Origin of the sequence: Marinobacterium weihaiense (genome assembly GCF_019061305.1) — a bacterium.
Lineage (GTDB): Bacteria > Pseudomonadota > Gammaproteobacteria > Pseudomonadales > Balneatricaceae > Marinobacterium > Marinobacterium weihaiense.
The window spans coordinates 1-17,625 of sequence record NZ_JAHQZT010000020.1 but is presented as its reverse complement, the minus strand read 5'-3'; the positions used below and the strand labels follow the sequence as shown (position 1 = coordinate 17,625).

19 protein-coding genes are annotated in these 17,625 nt (G+C 59.9%); 12 read left to right on the top strand and 7 right to left on the bottom strand.

Features of this window, described 5'->3' with window-relative positions; translation table 11 throughout:
- Positions 1-57 precede the first annotated feature (57 nt).
- The 8 genes from KTN04_RS13220 (at position 58) to KTN04_RS13185 (ending at position 9,218) form a co-directional block, all read left to right on the top strand.
- Positions 58-948 carry a LysR family transcriptional regulator gene (locus KTN04_RS13220; protein ID WP_217335707.1) on the top strand — a complete coding sequence of 297 codons (891 nt, stop codon included), beginning with the start codon at positions 58-60 and terminating at the stop codon, positions 946-948.
- Between the two features lie 116 nt (positions 949-1,064).
- Positions 1,065-2,294 carry a CaiB/BaiF CoA transferase family protein gene (locus KTN04_RS13215; protein ID WP_217335706.1) on the top strand — a complete coding sequence of 410 codons (1,230 nt, stop codon included), beginning with the start codon at positions 1,065-1,067 and terminating at the stop codon, positions 2,292-2,294.
- Complete coding sequence (locus KTN04_RS13210) at positions 2,294-3,253, top strand: hydroxymethylglutaryl-CoA lyase (RefSeq protein WP_217335705.1); 960 nt, start codon at positions 2,294-2,296, stop codon at positions 3,251-3,253. Before KTN04_RS13215 ends, KTN04_RS13210 begins: the two co-directional genes overlap by 1 nt.
- A 40-nt stretch (positions 3,254-3,293) precedes the next feature.
- Positions 3,294-4,280: a TRAP transporter substrate-binding protein gene (locus tag KTN04_RS13205; RefSeq protein WP_217335704.1), complete on the top strand. Its 987-nt coding sequence runs from the start codon at positions 3,294-3,296 to the stop codon at positions 4,278-4,280.
- An 81-nt stretch (positions 4,281-4,361) separates the two neighbouring features.
- Positions 4,362-4,925 (top strand): TRAP transporter small permease, encoded by a 564-nt coding sequence (locus KTN04_RS13200; protein ID WP_217335703.1) that lies wholly within the window; start codon positions 4,362-4,364, stop codon positions 4,923-4,925.
- Positions 4,925-6,196 (top strand): TRAP transporter large permease, encoded by a 1,272-nt coding sequence (locus KTN04_RS13195; protein WP_217335702.1) that lies wholly within the window; start codon positions 4,925-4,927, stop codon positions 6,194-6,196. Before KTN04_RS13200 ends, KTN04_RS13195 begins: the two co-directional genes overlap by 1 nt.
- 201 nt (positions 6,197-6,397) lie before the next feature.
- The gene (locus tag KTN04_RS13190) at positions 6,398-6,757 is read left to right on the top strand and encodes a DUF4870 family protein (protein ID WP_217335701.1); all 360 of its coding nucleotides are present in this window, start codon (positions 6,398-6,400) and stop codon (positions 6,755-6,757) included.
- Between the two features lie 283 nt (positions 6,758-7,040).
- Complete coding sequence (locus tag KTN04_RS13185) at positions 7,041-9,218, top strand: malate synthase G (protein WP_217335700.1); 2,178 nt, start codon at positions 7,041-7,043, stop codon at positions 9,216-9,218.
- Positions 9,219-9,298: 80 nt separating this feature from the next.
- Here the strand turns inward: KTN04_RS13185 and KTN04_RS13180 are convergent, their stop codons facing one another.
- The 3 genes from KTN04_RS13180 to KTN04_RS13170 are packed head-to-tail and all read right to left on the bottom strand — an operon-like array spanning position 9,299 to position 10,935.
- Complete coding sequence (locus tag KTN04_RS13180; RefSeq protein ID WP_217335699.1) at positions 9,299-9,748, bottom strand: c-type cytochrome; 450 nt, start codon at positions 9,746-9,748, stop codon at positions 9,299-9,301.
- 9 nt (positions 9,749-9,757) lie between these two features.
- Complete coding sequence (gene grxB / locus KTN04_RS13175) at positions 9,758-10,414, bottom strand: glutaredoxin 2 (RefSeq protein WP_217335698.1); 657 nt, start codon at positions 10,412-10,414, stop codon at positions 9,758-9,760.
- 11 nt (positions 10,415-10,425) lie between these two features.
- The gene (locus tag KTN04_RS13170) at positions 10,426-10,935 is read right to left on the bottom strand and encodes a CZB domain-containing protein (protein ID WP_217335697.1); all 510 of its coding nucleotides are present in this window, start codon (positions 10,933-10,935) and stop codon (positions 10,426-10,428) included.
- 257 nt (positions 10,936-11,192) lie between these two features.
- Here KTN04_RS13170 and KTN04_RS13165 point away from each other — a divergent pair, with 257 nt between their 5' ends.
- Entirely contained in the window at positions 11,193-11,846 is a 654-nt protein-coding gene (locus KTN04_RS13165) for an LON peptidase substrate-binding domain-containing protein (RefSeq protein WP_217335696.1), read from the top strand.
- Between the two features lie 12 nt (positions 11,847-11,858).
- Here the strand turns inward: KTN04_RS13165 and KTN04_RS13160 are convergent, their stop codons facing one another.
- From KTN04_RS13160 to KTN04_RS13145, 4 genes are all read right to left on the bottom strand, one after another.
- Positions 11,859-12,488 carry a methyltransferase family protein gene (locus KTN04_RS13160; RefSeq protein WP_254262552.1) on the bottom strand — a complete coding sequence of 210 codons (630 nt, stop codon included), beginning with the start codon at positions 12,486-12,488 and terminating at the stop codon, positions 11,859-11,861.
- A 113-nt stretch (positions 12,489-12,601) separates the two neighbouring features.
- Positions 12,602-13,003, bottom strand: a complete 402-nt coding sequence (locus KTN04_RS13155) for a GFA family protein (RefSeq protein WP_217335695.1) — start codon at positions 13,001-13,003, stop codon at positions 12,602-12,604.
- Between the two features lie 14 nt (positions 13,004-13,017).
- Complete coding sequence (locus KTN04_RS13150; RefSeq protein ID WP_217335694.1) at positions 13,018-13,284, bottom strand: hypothetical protein; 267 nt, start codon at positions 13,282-13,284, stop codon at positions 13,018-13,020.
- Between the two features lie 19 nt (positions 13,285-13,303).
- Entirely contained in the window at positions 13,304-13,849 is a 546-nt protein-coding gene (locus tag KTN04_RS13145; RefSeq protein WP_217335693.1) for a DUF6624 domain-containing protein, read from the bottom strand.
- A gap of 113 nt (positions 13,850-13,962) precedes the next feature.
- Here KTN04_RS13145 and pgaD point away from each other — a divergent pair, with 113 nt between their 5' ends.
- The 3 genes from pgaD to KTN04_RS13130 all read left to right on the top strand — a co-directional run bounded on the left by pgaD (position 13,963) and on the right by KTN04_RS13130 (position 17,500).
- Positions 13,963-14,454 (top strand): poly-beta-1,6-N-acetyl-D-glucosamine biosynthesis protein PgaD, encoded by a 492-nt coding sequence (pgaD, locus tag KTN04_RS13140; RefSeq protein WP_217335692.1) that lies wholly within the window; start codon positions 13,963-13,965, stop codon positions 14,452-14,454.
- A gap of 348 nt (positions 14,455-14,802) precedes the next feature.
- Positions 14,803-16,263 carry a cell division protein ZapE gene (gene zapE / locus KTN04_RS13135; protein WP_217335691.1) on the top strand — a complete coding sequence of 487 codons (1,461 nt, stop codon included), beginning with the start codon at positions 14,803-14,805 and terminating at the stop codon, positions 16,261-16,263.
- 75 nt (positions 16,264-16,338) lie between these two features.
- Positions 16,339-17,500, top strand: a protein-coding gene (locus KTN04_RS13130; protein WP_217335690.1) for an IS3 family transposase whose coding sequence is annotated in 2 segments (ribosomal slippage) — positions 16,339-16,601 and positions 16,600-17,500 — 1,164 coding nt in all. Because the reading frame shifts where the segments join, the coding sequence is not laid out codon by codon here.
- Positions 17,501-17,625 lie beyond the last annotated feature (125 nt).

Below are 17,625 nucleotides of genomic sequence, written 5' to 3'. Positions count from 1 at the left end.
CCCTTTGGGAAACAAGCGCATAGAATCACTACCGTTGTCTGCATACGGAGTCGTTCCATGCGCCTTGACCCCACCTCTCTGCGCCTGTTTGTACGTGTTCTTGAAACCGGTACCATTGCCGCGGCGGCCGAGCAGGAGCATATCGCTGCCTCAGCCGTCAGCAAGCGCATCAGCGAACTGGAAGCCTGCCTCAACGCTCAGCTGCTGACCCGCACCAACCGGGGCGTTGAAGGCACCCAGGCCGGCAAGGCCCTGGCGCAGCTATCCCGCGGCGTGTTGCACCAGCTCGATGAAGTGCATGCCCGTATGCACGAATACTCCCAAGGCGTGCGCGGGGAAGTGCGCATTGTCGCCAACATCTCGGCCATCACCCAGTTTCTGCCGCGCCAGCTGAAGGCTTTTCTCGACCAGCATCCGCTGATCCAGATCCAGCTCGAAGAACGCATCAGTTCGGAGATCATCGAGACCGTGGCGCAGCATCAGGCGGACATCGGCATTTTTACCGAGGTGCTGGGCAACACCGACAGTCTCACCATCCACCCCTACCAGTCGGACCGGCTGGTGCTGATCACCGCCAACCAGCACCCTCTGGCCAGTGCCCGGCAACTGCATTTTGTCGACACCCTGGCCTATGACTATGTCGGCCTGCACACCGGCAGCGCGATCAACAACAAGCTGCTGCATGCCGCCGCCGCCGTGGAAAAGCCGTTTCGGATGCGGATTCAGGTCACCAGCTATGAAGCCCTGCTGCGCATGGTGGAGCAGGATCTGGGCATCGGCATCATGCCGCAGGATATTGCCCGCCCCTACGTCAACACCCAGCGCATCACCGCCATTCCGCTGGAGGATGCCTGGGCACGCCGTAATCTCAAGCTGTGCACCAGCAATCAGCACCCCATGTCACAGGCCACGCGGCGTCTGCTGGAGCATTTGACCCTGGCCGACTGACGCCAGCCATCGCGAATGACGATGGCAGCCTCGCATTTAACCATTTTGTCATTTGCCACTTCGGGATCATCATCAAACACAGTGTTGTAGTCATGTGATCCGAAGACGAGGTAAAAATGACCGAGGAACAGTCCTGCGCCAAGGAACAGGCCGATCAGCCGCTGCCGCTGGCGGGTGTACGCGTACTCGAACTGGGCTCGCTGATTGCCGGGCCTTATGCCGCTAGCATTCTGGCCCAGTTCGGCGCCGAAGTGATCAAGGTCGAGCCGCCGGGCACCGGCGACCCCCTGCGCCGCTGGCGCAAGATGCACAAGGACACCTCGCTCTGGTGGTATTCCCAGAGCCGCAACAAGAAGTCGCTGACGCTGAACCTCAAGGACACCGAGGCGCAGGACGTGATCCACAAGCTGGTGGAAGAGTGCGACATCGTGATCGAAAACTTCCGCCCCGGCACCCTGGAAAAGTGGAACCTGGGCTGGGAGCAGCTGTCCGCGATCAACCCGTCACTGATCATGATCCGCGTATCCGGCTACGGCCAGGATGGCCCCTATGCCTCGCGTCCCGGCTTTGCCGCTATCGCCGAATCCATTGGCGGCCTGCGCTACTTGGCCGGTTACCCGGACCGCCCGCCGGTCCGTGCCGGCGTCAGCATCGGTGACACCCTGGCCTCCCTGTACGGCGTTATCGGCGCCATGATGGCGATGCACCACCTCAAGGTGAACGGCGGCAAAGGCCAGTATGTTGACGTGGCCCTGTACGAGGCGGTGTTCGGGGTGATGGAAAGCCTGATCCCGGAATACGGCATGTTTGGCTTCGTGCGCGAGCGTACCGGCGCCAGCATGCCAGGCATCGCGCCCTCCAGCACTTACCGCAGTGCCGATGACCGCTATATCGTCATCGCCGCCAACAGCGACAGCATCTTCAAGCGCCTGATGCACGCCATCGATCGCCCCGATCTGGCGGACGACCCGGAGCTGGCACACAACGATGGCCGTGCCCGCCGCAGCGACGAACTGGATCAGGCGATCGAGGCCTGGACTTCCAGCCGTAGCCTAAAGGACGCCCTGCAGGTACTGGAAGAGGCGGCCGTGCCCTCCAGCGGCATCAACACCGCCGCCGAGATTTTCGAAGACCCGCACTTCCGTGCCCGCGGCATGATTACCGAGCAGCCGCTGCCGGACGGCGAGGAAATCTCCCTGCCCGGCATCGTGCCCAAGCTCAGCGCCACCCCCGGCACCACCCGTTGGCTGGGTCCCAAGCTGGGTGAGCACAACGAGGAAATCCTGGCCGGCATCGGCTATGACGCCGACGCCATCCAGCGCCTGAAGGACAAGGGGGCCCTCTGATGTTTGCCCATTTCCCGCAGCAGATCAGGGTCAACGAAGTGGTCACCCGCGACGGCTTTCAGAGCGAACCCGCGTTTGTCCCTACCGAGACCAAGATCGAGCTGATCAATGCGCTGGCACGACTGGGCCTGTCCAAGGTGGAAGTCACCTCCTTTGTCTCCCCCCGCGCCGTCCCCAATCTGCGCGACGCCGAGGAGGTGATGCGCGGCATCACCCGTGACACCGACACCACCTGGGTCGCGCTGGTGCCCAACGAGAAGGGCTGTGCCCGCGCGCTGGAGCTGGCGGTGGATGAAATCAACCTGGTGATGTCGGTCAGCGAAAGTCACAACTTGGCCAACATGCGCATGACCTGCGACCAGTCGCTGCAGCAGTTTGCCCGCATTGCCGAGATGAGCGCCGGTACGCCGATGCGCCTGAACGGCTCGCTGGCCACGGCCTTCGGCTGTCCCTTCGAGGGCGCCCAGGCGACCGAGCGGGTACTGGGCTTCATCGACGCCTACCTGGAACGGGGACTGCACAGCATCACCCTGGCCGACACCACCGGCATGGCCGTGCCCAACCAGGTGTACGACCTCTGCCAGGCGGTACGCGCACGCTGGCCCGAACTGGACGTCACCCTGCACTTCCACAACACCCGTGGCCTCGGCCTGAGCAATGTGCTGGCGGCGCTGGCCGCGGGCATGGATCAGTTTGACGCGTCCCTGGGCGGGCTGGGCGGCTGTCCCTTTGCCCCTGGCGCCACCGGCAACATCTGCACCGAAGATCTGGTGCACATGCTGCACGAGATGGGCCTGAACACCGGGGTTAGCCTGGACGGGCTGCTACAGCAGTCGCAGCGCCTGAGCGAGATCGTCGCCCATGATCTGCCCGGCCAGATCGGCAAGGCTGGTCCCCGGGGCCGTACCCGCCCACTGCCCGAATCGGTACAACAGTTGATGCAAAACGGCCGCACCTGATCAGGCCCACCACAACGAGAACGATAAACAAGGAATGATCATGAAACTGAAAAACCTGCTCTGCTCGGGCATGCTGATGACCGCCCTGACCGCGATGCCCGCACTGGCGGAAACCACGCTCAAGGTCACCCTGCAACTGCCGCTGAAACATCACTTGGGCCAGAACCTGGTGGACTTCAAAAATGAAGTTGAAAGCACCAGCAACGGTGACATCAAGATCCAAATCTTCCCGGCAGCCCAGCTGTACAAGGACAAGGAAGTGCATAACGCCGTCAGCTCCGGCGCCATCGAAATGGGTGTGATGAGCGTGACCCAGCTGGCCGGCACCATCCCGGCCGTGGACGTATTCTATGTGCCCTTCATGTTCCCCACCTACGACAAGGTGGTGAAGGCAACCGCACCGGGCAGCGAGCTGCGCAACCTGCTGGATGCCGAAATCATCAATACCGGCGCCCGTCCGCTGTGGTGGCAGGCCTACGGCGGTGTTGCCCTGCTGTCCAAGAAAAAGCCGATTCATCTGCCCGAAGATATGGATGGCATGAAGGTGCGCGTGTTCGGCAAGACCCTGGGCGAGTTCGCCAAGTCGGTTGATGCCGCCCCGACCGTGATGGCCGGTTCCGAGCAGTTCCTGGCCTACCAGCGCGGCACCGTCGATGCCGGCATGACCGGTGTGACCGCCGTGGGCCCGCGTAAACTGTATCAGGTCATGGACCATCTGACCCTGACCAACCATGCCAACATCGAATTCATGACCATCATCAACGAGAAGGTCTGGCAGGGCCTGACTGACCGTGAGCGCGAGATCCTGCAAAACGCGGCGGTGAAGGTCGAGCAGCAGCTGCGCGAGAAGATCCAGACGCTGGAAGCCAACGCCGTGGCCAATGCCAAGAATGAAATGAACGTGATCGAGCTGAGCGCAGACGACGTGGCCAAATGGCAGCAGGCAACCCGCCCGGTGCTGGACAGCTTCATCGAGAATGCCGGCCCGCTGGGTCAGCAGGTCATCGACGCCGCCCGCGCCCTTTGATCCCGGTTGTTACCCCCCTTGACGGGCCTCTTCTTGCGAGGGGGTCCGTCTTTTTCCGTTTACCCGTTGTCGGAAGTACCCATGTCAGATGTAAACGCCCCCCCACATGACAAGCAGGCCTGGCGCGCGCAACACGCGTCGCGCTGGGTTCGTTTCAACCACGCCGTCGTGACCCTGTGCGGACGCCTGGCAGCCGCCCTGTTCGCCACCATTGCGGTGATGATCACCTACGAGGTGGTCGCACGATACGTATTCCTGTCCCCCACCATCTGGGTGGAAGACCTGTCCCTGCTGTGCCAGATCTGGGCCTCCTGTCTGGGCGCCAGCTGGCTGCTGCAGCACCAGGCCCTGATTCGCATCGACATGCTGATCAACCGCTTCGGACCGCGCCTGCGGATTCTGGCCGAACTCTGGTCACTGCTGGTGGTGGGCCTGTTCTCGGCCTGGGTCGCCTGGTACGGCACCGAAATCGTCATTGAATCCGTCGCCATGGGCTCGGCATCGGCCTCCATGCTGGGGCTGCCGATGTGGATCACCAAAAGCGCCATTCCGGTCGGCTTCGGCCTGCTGTTCATTCAGTGCCTGACGGAAGCGGCACTGGTGCTGACCGGCCACCTGCAGGCAGCAGAAGAGGTAAATATCTGATGACGGTTGCACTGATCATTTTCGCCCTGCTGATGCTGCTGCTGACCGGCGTACCGGTCGGTTTTGTCCTCGGCGGGCTTGGCCTGGCCATGCTGCTGCTGGCGGATATCTCGCCGCTGATGGTGCCCATGGCGCTGTATTCCTCGTTCGACAGCTTCATCCTGCTGTCGGTGCCGCTGTTCCTGCTGATGTCCAACATCCTGCTGCAAGGCGGCGTGGGCAAGGACCTGTTCAACGCAGTACAGAGCTGGGTCGGTCACTGGCCCGGTGGCCTGGGCATCGCCACTATCTCCTCGTGCACCATTTTCTCGGCCATCTCCGGCTCGTCGGTGGCCACCGCCGCCACCATCGGCAGCGTCGCCATCAAGGAGATGACCGACCGCGGCTACCACCGCCCCTTCGTGCTCGGCCTGATCGCCGCCGGCGGCACCCTGGGCATTCTGATCCCGCCCTCGATTCCGATGATCGTGTATGGCGTCATCACCGAAGAATCGATCGTGGACCTGTTCCTGGCCGGCGTGGTGCCGGGCCTGCTCATGGCCGGCAGCTTCATCGGCTTCAGTTTCCTGTATGCCATCTTCGGCAAGGCCTGCACCCCGGTCGCCAAGGCATCCTGGGGCGAACGTCGCGGCTCAACCCTGCGTGCCCTGCCGACCCTGTTGCTGGCCGCGCTGATCATTGGCGGTATCTACGCCGGCGTGTTCACGCCGACCGAATCCGCCGCCATCGGCGTGACCCTGTCGCTGGTGATCGTGCTGGCACTGCGCACCCTGACCTGGAGCGGTTTCAAGGCGGCCTGCATGGATACCATGAAGACCTCCATCACCATCTTCCTGATCATTGCCGGGGCCAAGGTGTTCGGCAAGGCGATCACCCTGTACCAGATTCCGCAGGAGATCTCGATGTTCGTCAGCCTGCACATCGGCGAAGCCGGTCTGTTCATCCTGGCGGTGTGCCTGGTATTGCTGATCATGGGCTTCTTCCTGGAATCGATCTCCATGCTGCTGATCATGATGCCGGTGCTCTACCCCTCGCTGGCGCCGCTGGGGATCGATCCGATCTGGTTCGGCATCATCTTTGTCATCATGATCGAGTGTGCCCTGATCACGCCACCGGTGGGGCTCAACCTGTTCGTGATACAGGCCGTGGCCGGCGGGCCGGTCATGGATGTGGTGCGCGGTGTCTGGCCGTTCATCCTGCTGATGTTCGCCTGCCTGTTGATCGTATTCTTCTTCCCCAAGGTCGCCCTGTACCTGCCGTTCTACCTGTGACCAGGCCGAGCCGGGGCAGCGATGCCCCGGCACACCTTCAGATGCCCCGTCGGTGCTGTGCCGACGGGGCATCGCTGATACCACTTAACAAACCCCTCAACAAACGGTTTAATGAGCCCCGCATCAAGCCGGCCGGCATCCTGCCGGCTGTACTGCATCGCGCCAGACCAGGACATGCGAGCACTGACCAAGGAGAGACGAATGACCGAACAAACCACCGACATCCAGCAGCACACCGGCGAGCCGGGCAATGCCAAGATTGTCTACATCCTGTACTTTATCAGCCTGGTTGTGGGGATCACGGGCCTGGTGGGACTGGTGATGGCCTACATCTACAAGAGCGATGCTCCCGACTGGCTGCGCGATCACTACCGCTGGCAGATCCGCACCTTCTGGATCGGTTTGCTGTACGGTTTTATCGGTGTAGTGACCGCAATGTTCCTGGTTGGCTACCTGATTCTGCTGTTCACGCTGGTATGGTTTATCGTGCGCTGCGTGAAGGGGCTTCAGCGCCTGGAGAAACGTCAGCCGCTGGCGGATTCCGGCAGCTGGATGTTCTAAAATTACGACAAGCGGTCAATTCTGTTTACCGCGTATACAAGGGGCCGCTGACAGGCCCCTTTTTTGTAAAAAAATAACGAAAAAGTCTCGAAAAACTGTCAACACCCGCCGATCTTTCACGAAACTGCCACCATCGATCCACTCCCTCATACTTTAGCCGCAAAAGTGGGACAGGCATTTTTTTTTGCGCTATTTTTCGCACTGCAAAATCCTTTAATGGACCGATTATCGTCACGGCCCCGCCTTCATCGGGGTGAACGAGCAGACAAATTGAGGCAAGAAAATGAGCCAACGGGTACAGGTCGGTGGCCTGCAGGTCGCCAAAGAGCTTTACGATTTCATCAACAACGAAGCACTGCCGGGCACCGGCGTCGAAGTGGAAGCCTTCTGGAGCAACTTCGACAGCATCGTACACGACCTCGCACCGCGTAACCGTGAGCTGCTGGCCAAACGTGATGCTCTGCAGGCGCAGATCGACGCCTGGCATCGCGACAACCGCGGCGACGCCTTCAACTTTGATGCCTACAAGTCGTTCCTGCAGGAGATCGGTTACCTGCTGCCGGAAGGCGAAGACTTCACCGCCACCACCGAGAACGTGGACCCGGAAATGGCCACTCTGGCCGGTCCGCAGCTGGTGGTACCGGTGATGAACGCCCGTTACGCCCTGAACGCGGCCAATGCGCGCTGGGGCAGTCTGTATGACGCCCTGTACGGTACCGATGCCATCTCCGAAGACAACGGCGCCGAGAAGGGCCAGGGCTACAACCCGGCACGCGGTGCCAAGGTCATCGCCTTCGGTCGTGACTTCCTCGACGAAAGCGCCCCCCTGGCCGGTGCCTCGCACAAGGATTCCGCCGGTTACAGTATCCAGAACGGTCAGCTTTGCGTCGCCCTGCGTGATGGCGGCGAAACCGGTCTGGCCAGCCCGTCACAGCTGGCCGGCTACACCGGCAGCGCCAGCAGCCCGACTGCCATTCTGCTGAAGCACAACGGTCTGCACTTCGAGATCCAGATCGACCGCGACAACCAGATCGGTAAGTCCGATGCCGCCGGCGTCAAGGACATCCTGATGGAAGCCGCGCTGACCACCATCATGGACTGTGAAGACTCCGTGGCCGCTGTTGATGCCGAAGACAAGGTCCTGGCCTACAAGAACTGGCTGGGCCTGATGAAGGGCACCCTGACCGAAGAGATCCAGAAGGGCGGTAAAACCTTCACCCGCCGCATGAACCCGGACCGTGAATACACCGCGCCCAACGGCGACCGCCTGACCCTGAAGGGCCGCAGCCTGATGTTCGTGCGCAACGTGGGTCACCTGATGACCAACCCGGCGATCATCGACCGCGACGGCAACGAGATCCCTGAAGGCATCATGGATGGCGTGGTCACCACGCTGATCTCCATCCACGACCTCAAGGGCGAAGGCCCGTTCCGCAACGCCACCACCGGTTCCACCTACATCGTGAAGCCGAAGATGCACGGCCCGGAAGAAGTGGCCTTCGCCAACGAACTCTTCGGTCGCGTGGAAGATGCTCTCGGCCTGCCCCGCTTCACCATGAAGATGGGCATCATGGACGAAGAGCGCCGCACCACTGTCAACCTGAAAGAATGTATTCGTGCCGCCAAAGAGCGCGTGGTGTTCATCAACACCGGCTTCCTCGACCGTACCGGTGACGAGATCCACACCTCTATGGAAGCGGGCCCGATGATTCGCAAGGGCGAGATGAAAGGCGCCGCCTGGATCAAAGCCTACGAAGACTGGAACGTGGACACCGGCCTGGCCTGCGGCCTCAGCGGCCGCGCCCAGATCGGCAAGGGCATGTGGGCAATGCCGGACCTGATGGCCAACATGCTGGAGCAGAAGATCGGTCACCCGCTGTCCGGCGCCAACACCGCTTGGGTGCCGTCACCGACCGCGGCCGCCCTGCACGCACTGCACTACCACAAGGTGGATGTGTTCGCCCGTCAGCAGGAGCTGAAGACCCGCGAACGTGCCAGCCTGGACGACATTCTGACCATCCCGGTGGCGCAGAATCCGAACTGGAGCGCTGAAGAGATCCAGCAGGAGCTGGACAACAACGCCCAGGGCATCCTCGGCTACGTAGTGCGCTGGGTTGATCAGGGTGTGGGCTGTTCCAAGGTTCCGGACATCAACGATGTCGGCCTGATGGAAGACCGCGCCACCCTGCGTATCTCCAGCCAGCATATCGCCAACTGGCTGCACCACGGCATCTGCTCCCAGGAGCAGGTGATGGAAACCCTGCAGCGCATGGCGGCGGTTGTGGATCGTCAGAATGCGGACGATCCGACCTACCAGCCAATGGCACCCAACTTCGATGACAGCATCGCCTTCCAGGCGGCCTGCGAACTGGTCATCAAGGGCTGCGAGCAGCCGAGCGGCTACACCGAGCCGGTCCTGCACCGTCGTCGCCTGGAACTGAAAGCCCAGCAGGCCGGCTGATCCGGGCCTGAAGGCATAAAAAAGCCCCGCTGGCATTCGCCCGCGGGGCTTTTTTGTTGGGCTCCATAATGCCGCCGCGACTAATCGCGGAAGCGGTCATGACAGGCCTTGCAACTCTGCCCCAGTTGTCCCAGCAGCGGACGCAACGCCTCGCGAGGCTTGCCGGCACGGGCAGCATCGCTGAGCGCCTTGCTACGCGCCTGCATGTCGGTCATCAGTTCGTCGAACTGGTCCCGGTTAGTCCAGACACGATAGGACGCGCGCGTATCACCACGTCCACTGTCGGCATCCGCAAACCCTTCTGCCACAATCGAACCCAGCAAACGAATGCGTTCGCTCCGCTCGGCAAAGGCCGCGGCATCGAATTCGACGCGCCCCTGTACCATTGCGGCCAGCGGGCTCAGGTTCCAGTCCATGGCGCGATACACACCCTGACGATAGTCGATGGCTTTTTCCACATCGGTCTGCGCCTGGACCAGAGACGCCCAAAGGGTCAGTACTCCGGCCCCCAGAGTCGCGGCAATTTTCATCGTTTCTCCTTAAATTGCACGGTCGAAATAGAGCTCGACGCCCGCCAGGGCGGCCACTTCCTCCAACCATTGGCGCAGCCGTGGCGGGAGCGTCAGCCCGTCCACCAAGGTCAGACTGCGCAGCGGAGGAAAGTTCATCACGTCATTCCAGCTCAGGGTATCGTCCTGTTCGGACGGCAATGTCAGCGCCGGCAACTGCGCCAGCACCGCCTCGACGGCGGCCTGATGCGGCGCCGTATCCGCCAGCGCCTGCTCGAAAGAGTGGCCCAGCAGGACTTCCTTCTTGACGCGGAAATAGTCCCGCGCCGATTCAGTGGCAAACTCGGGCAGGCCGATCCGGGTCACGCGCGCAAACGTCAGCGCCCGGGTGCTCGCCTCCACCGACTGCAGCTGCGGCAGAATGGCTTCGCTCAACTGCAGCGGGCGCAACCTGCGCACGCCCGCCCCCAAGTCATCCAGCAAACGCGCAATGGCCATGCTCTCGACAATGGCGATCCCCTGATGTTCGAAGATCGGCAGCACCTTGCCACCGGCCAGGCGCTGGCATGTTACCTCATCATCGTAGGCCAGCATTACCGGCTCTAGGTCATCTACTTGGCGGTAGTGTGCGACCATCCGAGTGCGTACGCAAAGCGGGCAATGATCGTGAAGATAGAGTCGGGACACGTATTTCCTCGTTAGTCAGTCTGGGCTTTGAGGCGAGTATACATTTGCGCCAGGCGCAGCACGACTTCACGTGAAATGCGGGCAAAATCCCCCTCGTGGATCTCGGTCTCGGCATCACTGCGACGGCCGCTCTGTGCCAGCAGCAGGACGTGACCGGCACACACATGAAAGTGCGCATGCTGGCGCTTGAGCTCCGCGAACTCTGGCTGCCCGGAAAACTGCGCACCGCCATTGCCGTGAATCCACTTGCCCAGGGCACAGCAGTCGTCCCGCGCCACGGTAGAAGGATCCAGCGTTTCTTGGGAACGGCCCTGTATGACGTCGTTCAAACGACTTTTCCAACGCTGGTGTGCCTCAATGGCACTTTTGAAGTCCAACCCGGCCGCTTCGGCCTCCAGCGGGTCTTCAGGCTCGGGTAACGGTTCCTGAAACGCCTCAGCGTCCAATGTGGGAATGGTATCGGTATTATTGGGTGTGGCCTGCCCGCCCAGGGCCTTGATCAGCCAGCGCCTGAACCCCATAAGTCAGCTCCTTTCATAACCGGCGTCATCCTGTCCATTTGCCGGCGTGTTGGGTTGTTATCATTGTTATGCGCCGATTTTATACTGCGCCTGCGTGCAATTGGCAAAGCCGGTGGGTCAAAAGGGGCCCGGCGCCCAGCCTTTGATGCCAAGGCACGACAGTTTCAAGGCTATCCGGCATGCCTCGGCCAGCTGAACTACCCTGACACCAAAGACGTAGAACAACTTCATCTTCAACTGGCAACGGGAGGTCCCCGGTGATCGATATCTGCATGTTTCCCATTCCCGGCTGCGTCACCTTTCCGGGGACAGTCTTCCCGCTTCACGTATTCGAGCCGCGCTACCGCGACATGGTTCACCACTGCCTGGAAACCGACACACCAGTGGCCATCTGCCACACCGTAAAGGAACTGAGCCCGGGCAAGCACACCGATGACCTCAGTGAAGCGCTCAGCTCCAATCAGGCCACTTATCGGCCTCAGGATGTGTTTAGTGCCGGCCGCTGCCAATTGCTGGAAACCGCACCGGATGGCCGCCTACTGCTGAACGTGCATATCGAGCAGCGCTACCGACGTGATCATGAAGTACAGCTGCTGCCCTACCAGATTCATACCTGCACGCCCTTCCCCGACCGGGCACCCACCCGGGACGAGCAGACCGAGATGGCTGTACTGCGCGACAAGATCCTTCACCGCCTGCAAGCCCTGAGCTATGCCGAGCCGGACATCCGCCGGGCCATCAACCACATCACCACGGCCCCGGAGTGGCAGGCCAAGTCGGATGCGGACTTCAGCATGGCGCTGTTCGGCGTGGTGCGTTTCGAACCGGAGTTGATGCAGGAACTGCTGGAAATGGACAGCGCCCATCAGCGCCTGACGCAGGCACTGGCGCTATTGAATGCCGTCGATTGACGGCAACGGAGGTTATAGCCAGCGCGGCACGCGGGCGGCGTAGCGCGCGTAGTCATCGGCGAAGACCGCCGCCAGGTGCTGCTCTTCCGCGCGGACCTGCCGCTGCAGGGTATACAGCCCCAACAACAGGCACACCAGCGCAAACACCGACGGCAACGCCAGGAAAAACCCCAGCTGCGCCAGCGCAATGCTCAGGAACATGGGGTTGCGCGAGTAGCAATACCAGCCGCTCACCTGCAACCGCGCCGGGCCGCCCGGATCAATGCCCGAGCGCCAGCCCTGGCCCAGGCTGAAGTGCACCAGCAGCGTCATCGCAAACCCCAGCGTCAGCAGCACTGCACCGGTCAACAACACCGGCACCCCCTGCAGCGGTGCAAACAGCCCCAGCGCCACATCCACGCCAGGCACATACAGCCGTGCCAGACACAGCAGCCAGATCGCGGCCCGAAACAGGCGAAACGCCATGTGATTCCACCAGGATGCACAGAACGCCGTCCCCGGAAACACCAGCCCCTGCCCCAGGCACCGCTGCAGTAATAGCACGCGTCCGGTATAAAAGACGGCGACAACGGTGAAAAACAGCGCCAGATAGACGCGATTGAAGGCCGTAACCTCGGCCAGTTCAGGGATAGACAGGGACAATTTCCTTTGTCGGTATCAAAAGAGGCATGGCTGGATTCTGCGCCATCTCGGTGCAGGAGACCAGCCCGATCAGCGGCAGGCTCGAACGCACCCACCATCAGGCCGAAACCACATCACTCCGGCAGCCCGCCAAACTCCGGCACGGCTTCCAACGCATCATCCCAGCCGGCCCGACTGGCCGTAAACAGGTGCGCATCAGGAACCATGGCAAACTCCGTATCCAGGCACCCCGCGGGGACAACGAGCATGCCTTCCACCCGGTCATCAGGCAGGGCCGAACCACACCGCTGACAAAAGCACTTGCCATGGCGCGTGCCCGGCAGGGTAAAAGCCGTGATGGCATCGGCCCCCGAGTGCCATACCACGCGTGCCGAACGCGAGAACAGATTGGCGGCATGGGCCGAGCCCGTGTCCTTCTGGCAGTGCCGGCAGTGGCACAGGTAAAAGTGATCAAAGCGACCCTGCACCACAAAGGTGACGGCACCGCACAGACAGGCTCCCGCATACTCGGTCATGTCCCCCTCCTCCGTTACCACCAGTGCCAGACACGTGCCATGAGCTGCCAGACCCGTCCCAGCAGGGCCGGAAACAGCGTCGGAAACAGCAGTGCCAAAACAGCAAACACGGCGATGCAAACCATCAGGCTGCGACTATCGAGGAAGCCGCCCCAGAACGATAGTTCCCGGTTCAGCCACAGCCAGGCCAACACCGCCGTCGGCACCGAGAAAAAAAGGGACGCCAGCAGGCTCATCAGCCGTGCCTCTATCGGTCCCTCCGGGCCCTGTTGTCGTGCCATCGTCGGTCTCCTCCTGATCTTAACCCGTCGGGCCGGCTTGGGCACGGCGCTGCCGTTCCCGCTCGGTCAACTCGGCCTGACGCTCCTCCAGCGAGCTCAGCCCCAGGCACGCACGACGCTCGTTTACCCCGGCCGCATCCTCGATCGGAAAGGGCACGGGCCAGCCGTCTGCATCCACATCGAACTGAGTGCCATAGTACTGGGGCCTGCCGGACAGCGTACACACCCGGTCCTGCAAAAAGGCCAGCTGCCAGCCCGCCACATCCTGCCGCGCTACCGCCGCCTTCAACCGCTCGGCACATTCGGTCATGAACGCGAGATCCGAGACCGCATGCTGCGCTACCAGCCACGCAGCCTTGGCAGCCTCCTCCCCGACCAGAGCAATGCCTGGCCAGCCATGCATCGCGATGATTGCCTTCAGGCGCGCGGCATGCCGTTCATGCAACGCCTTCATCCGCGGATGGTAGGCATCGGATGGCAACTCCCCGGCTTCGAACAGCTGCTGCAACAGGCGCTGATCGTCCGTCATCATGGTGATCAGTTCATGTGCAAGTTCTGAGTGCATGGATACCCCGTTGATTAATGTCGCGATATCGCCATTCAAGCAGATATCGTCGCCAGTGCCCAAGAAAATGACGGCCTACCGCACCATCCCGGGCACAGTAAAAGAACTTGAACATGAAACTGATTCAGACCCAACAGCACTGGTTTCCGCGCCTGCTGAACATTGCCGCCACCCTGCTGGCATGGGGAGTATTGGCGTACCTGATGGTTGACGGGGTGAACACCCTGCTCCAAGGCGGGCCACGGCCCACAACCCTCAGCCTGCCGGGCCAGTTTTTCGCCACACGCCACAGCCTGCTCTGGTATCTGGTGATGGCTGTCGTATTGTCGGCCGCTCTGCTGGGCTGGGCCAAGTACAACCAGCGACGCGCCGCACGCTACAGCCGCCGCAAGCGCGCCCCGAACATCAGCAACGCACAGCTTGCGGCCAGTTTTGGCGTCAACGAGGATGTATTGCAGAGAATGCAACAGGAGCAGGTGCTCGTGCTGTTCAATGCCGCCAACGGCAAGCTGTCAGAGGTTTCTCTGGTACGGCAGGGACAGCAGAGAATCGATGTGCGCACATCAAAGGCATCGCATACCAAGGAAGAACCTTTGGCGGCTTAGCGCACATTGCAGTCGTTAGCTCCGCACAGAGTCTGAAGGCGTTTTTCGGTAATGCGGACATAAGGCGTGTCATGCGGAAGGGCGAGGTTCCCGCAAAAGCGGACGGTTAAATAGCGTGATTCCTTCGGTCGGCTCACACCCCAAAGCGGGCCTTTCCTGATGAATTTGATCGCTAGCCCATAGTTCGAAAATCTTCAGATAAGACTAGGCAGCTTTATCTAGGTAAATTGCGAATAAGTCCCTAGACCTGAGACAATCGAAAAAAGCGGGAAGAAGCGGACTTGATCGTACTTTCCTTACCATGTTGATAAACTCATCAGGTCGATGATGAAGACGGTGATGAAGAATATGGCTGCACAACATCGCGTCGCTCGGCGGTCCCTCCCGACAGGCCCCGTGACAGCGGCGTATGAACGCAAGGTGGATGCGGGGGAGGTGCGACGAGATGACGCGCAAGTCGCTCTGGCGGCAAAACTCGATGCCCTGTACGAGTCTCTTACCTCGCTCCCACCAGTACCCGTGCGCACCGACAAACCGACAGAGAGCAGCTCTACAAGCAGCAGTCAGCTGTTACTGACGCGATCCTTGGCATCCGCTCAGTCCTTTCTTCGAAAGAAGTTCCATTTGTGGTCTTTTGGTCCACCACCGCGAGGCATGTACATTCATGGACCGGTCGGGGTCGGCAAGAGCTTTCTAATGGATCTCTTTTACGCGTCGGTTAATGTTCCTGATGACGATTCTTGCTGTAATAATGACAGCCACAGCCTCAAACACGCAAAAATTACCAAACGCCGCGTCCACTTTCATGAATTCATGCTAGACGTCCATCATCGAATCTTTGTCTACAAACAGAAGCACCCACGAGATGATGCGATACCTATCATAGCGCAGCAATTGGCACAGGAAGCCCAACTCCTCTGTTTCGATGAATTTCAAGTAACAGACGTTGCAGATGCCATGATTTTGAAACGACTTTTTGTATTATTATTGGATTGGAATGTCGTAGTGGTGGCTACCTCGAATCGCTCCCCCGATGCCTTGTATGAGGGAGGCATTAACCGATCTCTCTTTTTGCCATTCATAGACATGTTAAAACACACGTTCGACATTATCTCCATGGAGGATTCCGCCAAGGATTATCGACTCGAAACTCGAGCTGATGGTCAATCCTATTTTTGGTCAAACAAGGATGTTCACGGCGATAATAATAGTGATAACAACATGCAGGCGCAGTTGAAAGAAATATTTGGTGGCACAGCAACCGGAACTGAGGCCGAGGTCATTCAGGTACTCTTCGGTCGCACCGTCCAGGTCGCCCGATTGAATGAGCGGTGCGCCTGGTTTGACTTTTCCGAGTTATGCTACCAACCGCTCGGCGCGGCCGATTATCTTTCCCTCTGCGACCGATTTCCGGTCCTCATCATGGACCGCGTGCCGCAATTAGACGCCAATCACCTCGACGAAGTGCGACGATTCGTGACCCTCATTGACGTGTGTTATGAAACTCGCACCCGCTTGGTGCTGGCGGCAAAAGTCCCGCTCGATGAATTATTTGTCGAATTTGAAGCGCAAGTTGAAAGCAGTGATGGAAATGAAGAATTGTTTGTCAGTGAGAAGGGGGGAAACTCGAGTTCCTTTGCGACAACCATGATTCGCACCAAAGAGGGTGAAGAATTTGAGTGGTCGGCGACGGGTCGAAGTGGCGTGTCACTGGCACAATTATCGGCCGCCAATGATCTCGCTTTTTCCTTTCGGCGAGCCGCGTCTCGGTTGGTAGAAATGGGTGGAAAGGAATGGGGACGGCAATGACGAAAGCTTGATCTGGCTATAGTTTCCCGGACACACAGACGCAGGTAATATCACCTGCCTATCAAGGTGTGTGTCATGAGTCAGAAAAAGAGCAATTCCTATACAGCTGAATTTAAAGAAGCCGCAGTCAAATTGGCGGTGGAGTCTGACCAATCGGTCGCCCAAACCGCTCGGGAGCTGGGTGTGAACGTCAACACTCTGCATACCTGGATCAGTAAATTTCATGACAAGCAGGCGAGCGATTCAAGCGGTGTGGTTGACGACAAGCACCTGTATGAAGAGCTGAAGCAGCTTCGGCGTGAGAACGCCCGACTGAAGGAGGAGCGTGCGCTGTTAAAAAGGCGGCTGCCTTCTTCGCCAAAGAATCGAGCTGAGGTACGGCTTTATCGAGGCACATCAGGGCGCGTTCAGCATTGCCCTCATGTGCCGAGTATTTGAAGTCTCCCGCAGTGGCTATTACGAGTGGCGCACCAGACCGCCCAGCCAGCGTGTTCAGCAGGATCAGGCGTTGAAGGCTAGTATTCGCAAGCATCATGAAAAGAGTCGCGCAACCTACGGGGCACGGCGCATTCAGAAGAAGCTGGCTGAGGACGGCAATACCATCAGTCGCCGTCGAGTGGGCCGATTAATGGATGAAGAGGGCCTTGAGTGCAAGATGCGGCGCAAGTTCAAGGCGACGACCAACTCGAAGCATGATAAACCGGTAGCCCCAAACCTCTTGGGCCGGAATTTCACGGTATCAGAGCCTGATCAGGCCTATGTTGGTGACATTACCTATATCCCGACACGGGAGGGTTGGCTGTACTTGGCTGTTTTCATTGACCTTTGCTCACGTGCAGTCGTCGGATGGTCGATGAATAGCCGGATGCCGGCAGCGTTGGTGAACGATGCGCTGACGATGGCGATGTTTAAGCGCCGACCTGAAGCTGGCTTACTGGTTCATAGCGACCGCGGTAGCCAGTATGCCTCAGATAGTTTCCAGGGCTTGCTCAAGCAGCATCAGTTCAGGTGCAGCATGAGCCGCAAGGGGAATTGTTGGGACAATGCCCCGTCAGAGAGCTTCTTTCATACGCTGAAGACTGAGCTGGTGTATCACGAGGACTTCAAGACGCGAGAGGAAGCGAAGCAGGCCATCTTCGAGTACATCGAGGTGTTTTATAACCGGGAGCGACTGCACTCACGCAACGACTATATGAGTCCGGCGGACTATGAATCGAAGCTACGAGCAGCTGCTTAAAAAACTGTCCGGAAAACTGTTGCCAGATCACTGTGACCCTCAAAGTCCTTGGCAGAGGGGATCAAACGAAAATACCAACCGTCTGCTCAGGCAATACTTACCGAAAGGAACTGATCTATCAGTTC

Bases quoted from the DNA above. Each gene is read 5' to 3' on its own strand.
- KTN04_RS13220 (WP_217335707.1), top strand. From the start codon at position 58: ATGCGCCTTGACCCCACCTCTCTGCGCCTGTTTGTACGTGTTCTTGAA.
- KTN04_RS13215 (WP_217335706.1), top strand. From the start codon at position 1,065: ATGACCGAGGAACAGTCCTGCGCCAAGGAACAGGCCGATCAGCCGCTG.
- KTN04_RS13210 (WP_217335705.1), top strand. From the start codon at position 2,294: ATGTTTGCCCATTTCCCGCAGCAGATCAGGGTCAACGAAGTGGTCACC.
- KTN04_RS13205 (WP_217335704.1), top strand. From the start codon at position 3,294: ATGAAACTGAAAAACCTGCTCTGCTCGGGCATGCTGATGACCGCCCTG.
- KTN04_RS13200 (WP_217335703.1), top strand. From the start codon at position 4,362: ATGTCAGATGTAAACGCCCCCCCACATGACAAGCAGGCCTGGCGCGCG.
- KTN04_RS13195 (WP_217335702.1), top strand. From the start codon at position 4,925: ATGACGGTTGCACTGATCATTTTCGCCCTGCTGATGCTGCTGCTGACC.
- KTN04_RS13190 (WP_217335701.1), top strand. From the start codon at position 6,398: ATGACCGAACAAACCACCGACATCCAGCAGCACACCGGCGAGCCGGGC.
- KTN04_RS13185 (WP_217335700.1), top strand. From the start codon at position 7,041: ATGAGCCAACGGGTACAGGTCGGTGGCCTGCAGGTCGCCAAAGAGCTT.
- KTN04_RS13180 (WP_217335699.1), bottom strand. From the start codon at position 9,748: ATGAAAATTGCCGCGACTCTGGGGGCCGGAGTACTGACCCTTTGGGCG.
- KTN04_RS13170 (WP_217335697.1), bottom strand. From the start codon at position 10,935: ATGGGGTTCAGGCGCTGGCTGATCAAGGCCCTGGGCGGGCAGGCCACA.
- KTN04_RS13155 (WP_217335695.1), bottom strand. From the start codon at position 13,003: ATGACCGAGTATGCGGGAGCCTGTCTGTGCGGTGCCGTCACCTTTGTG.
- KTN04_RS13150 (WP_217335694.1), bottom strand. From the start codon at position 13,284: ATGGCACGACAACAGGGCCCGGAGGGACCGATAGAGGCACGGCTGATG.
- KTN04_RS13145 (WP_217335693.1), bottom strand. From the start codon at position 13,849: ATGCACTCAGAACTTGCACATGAACTGATCACCATGATGACGGACGAT.
- pgaD (WP_217335692.1), top strand. From the start codon at position 13,963: ATGAAACTGATTCAGACCCAACAGCACTGGTTTCCGCGCCTGCTGAAC.
- zapE (WP_217335691.1), top strand. From the start codon at position 14,803: ATGGCTGCACAACATCGCGTCGCTCGGCGGTCCCTCCCGACAGGCCCC.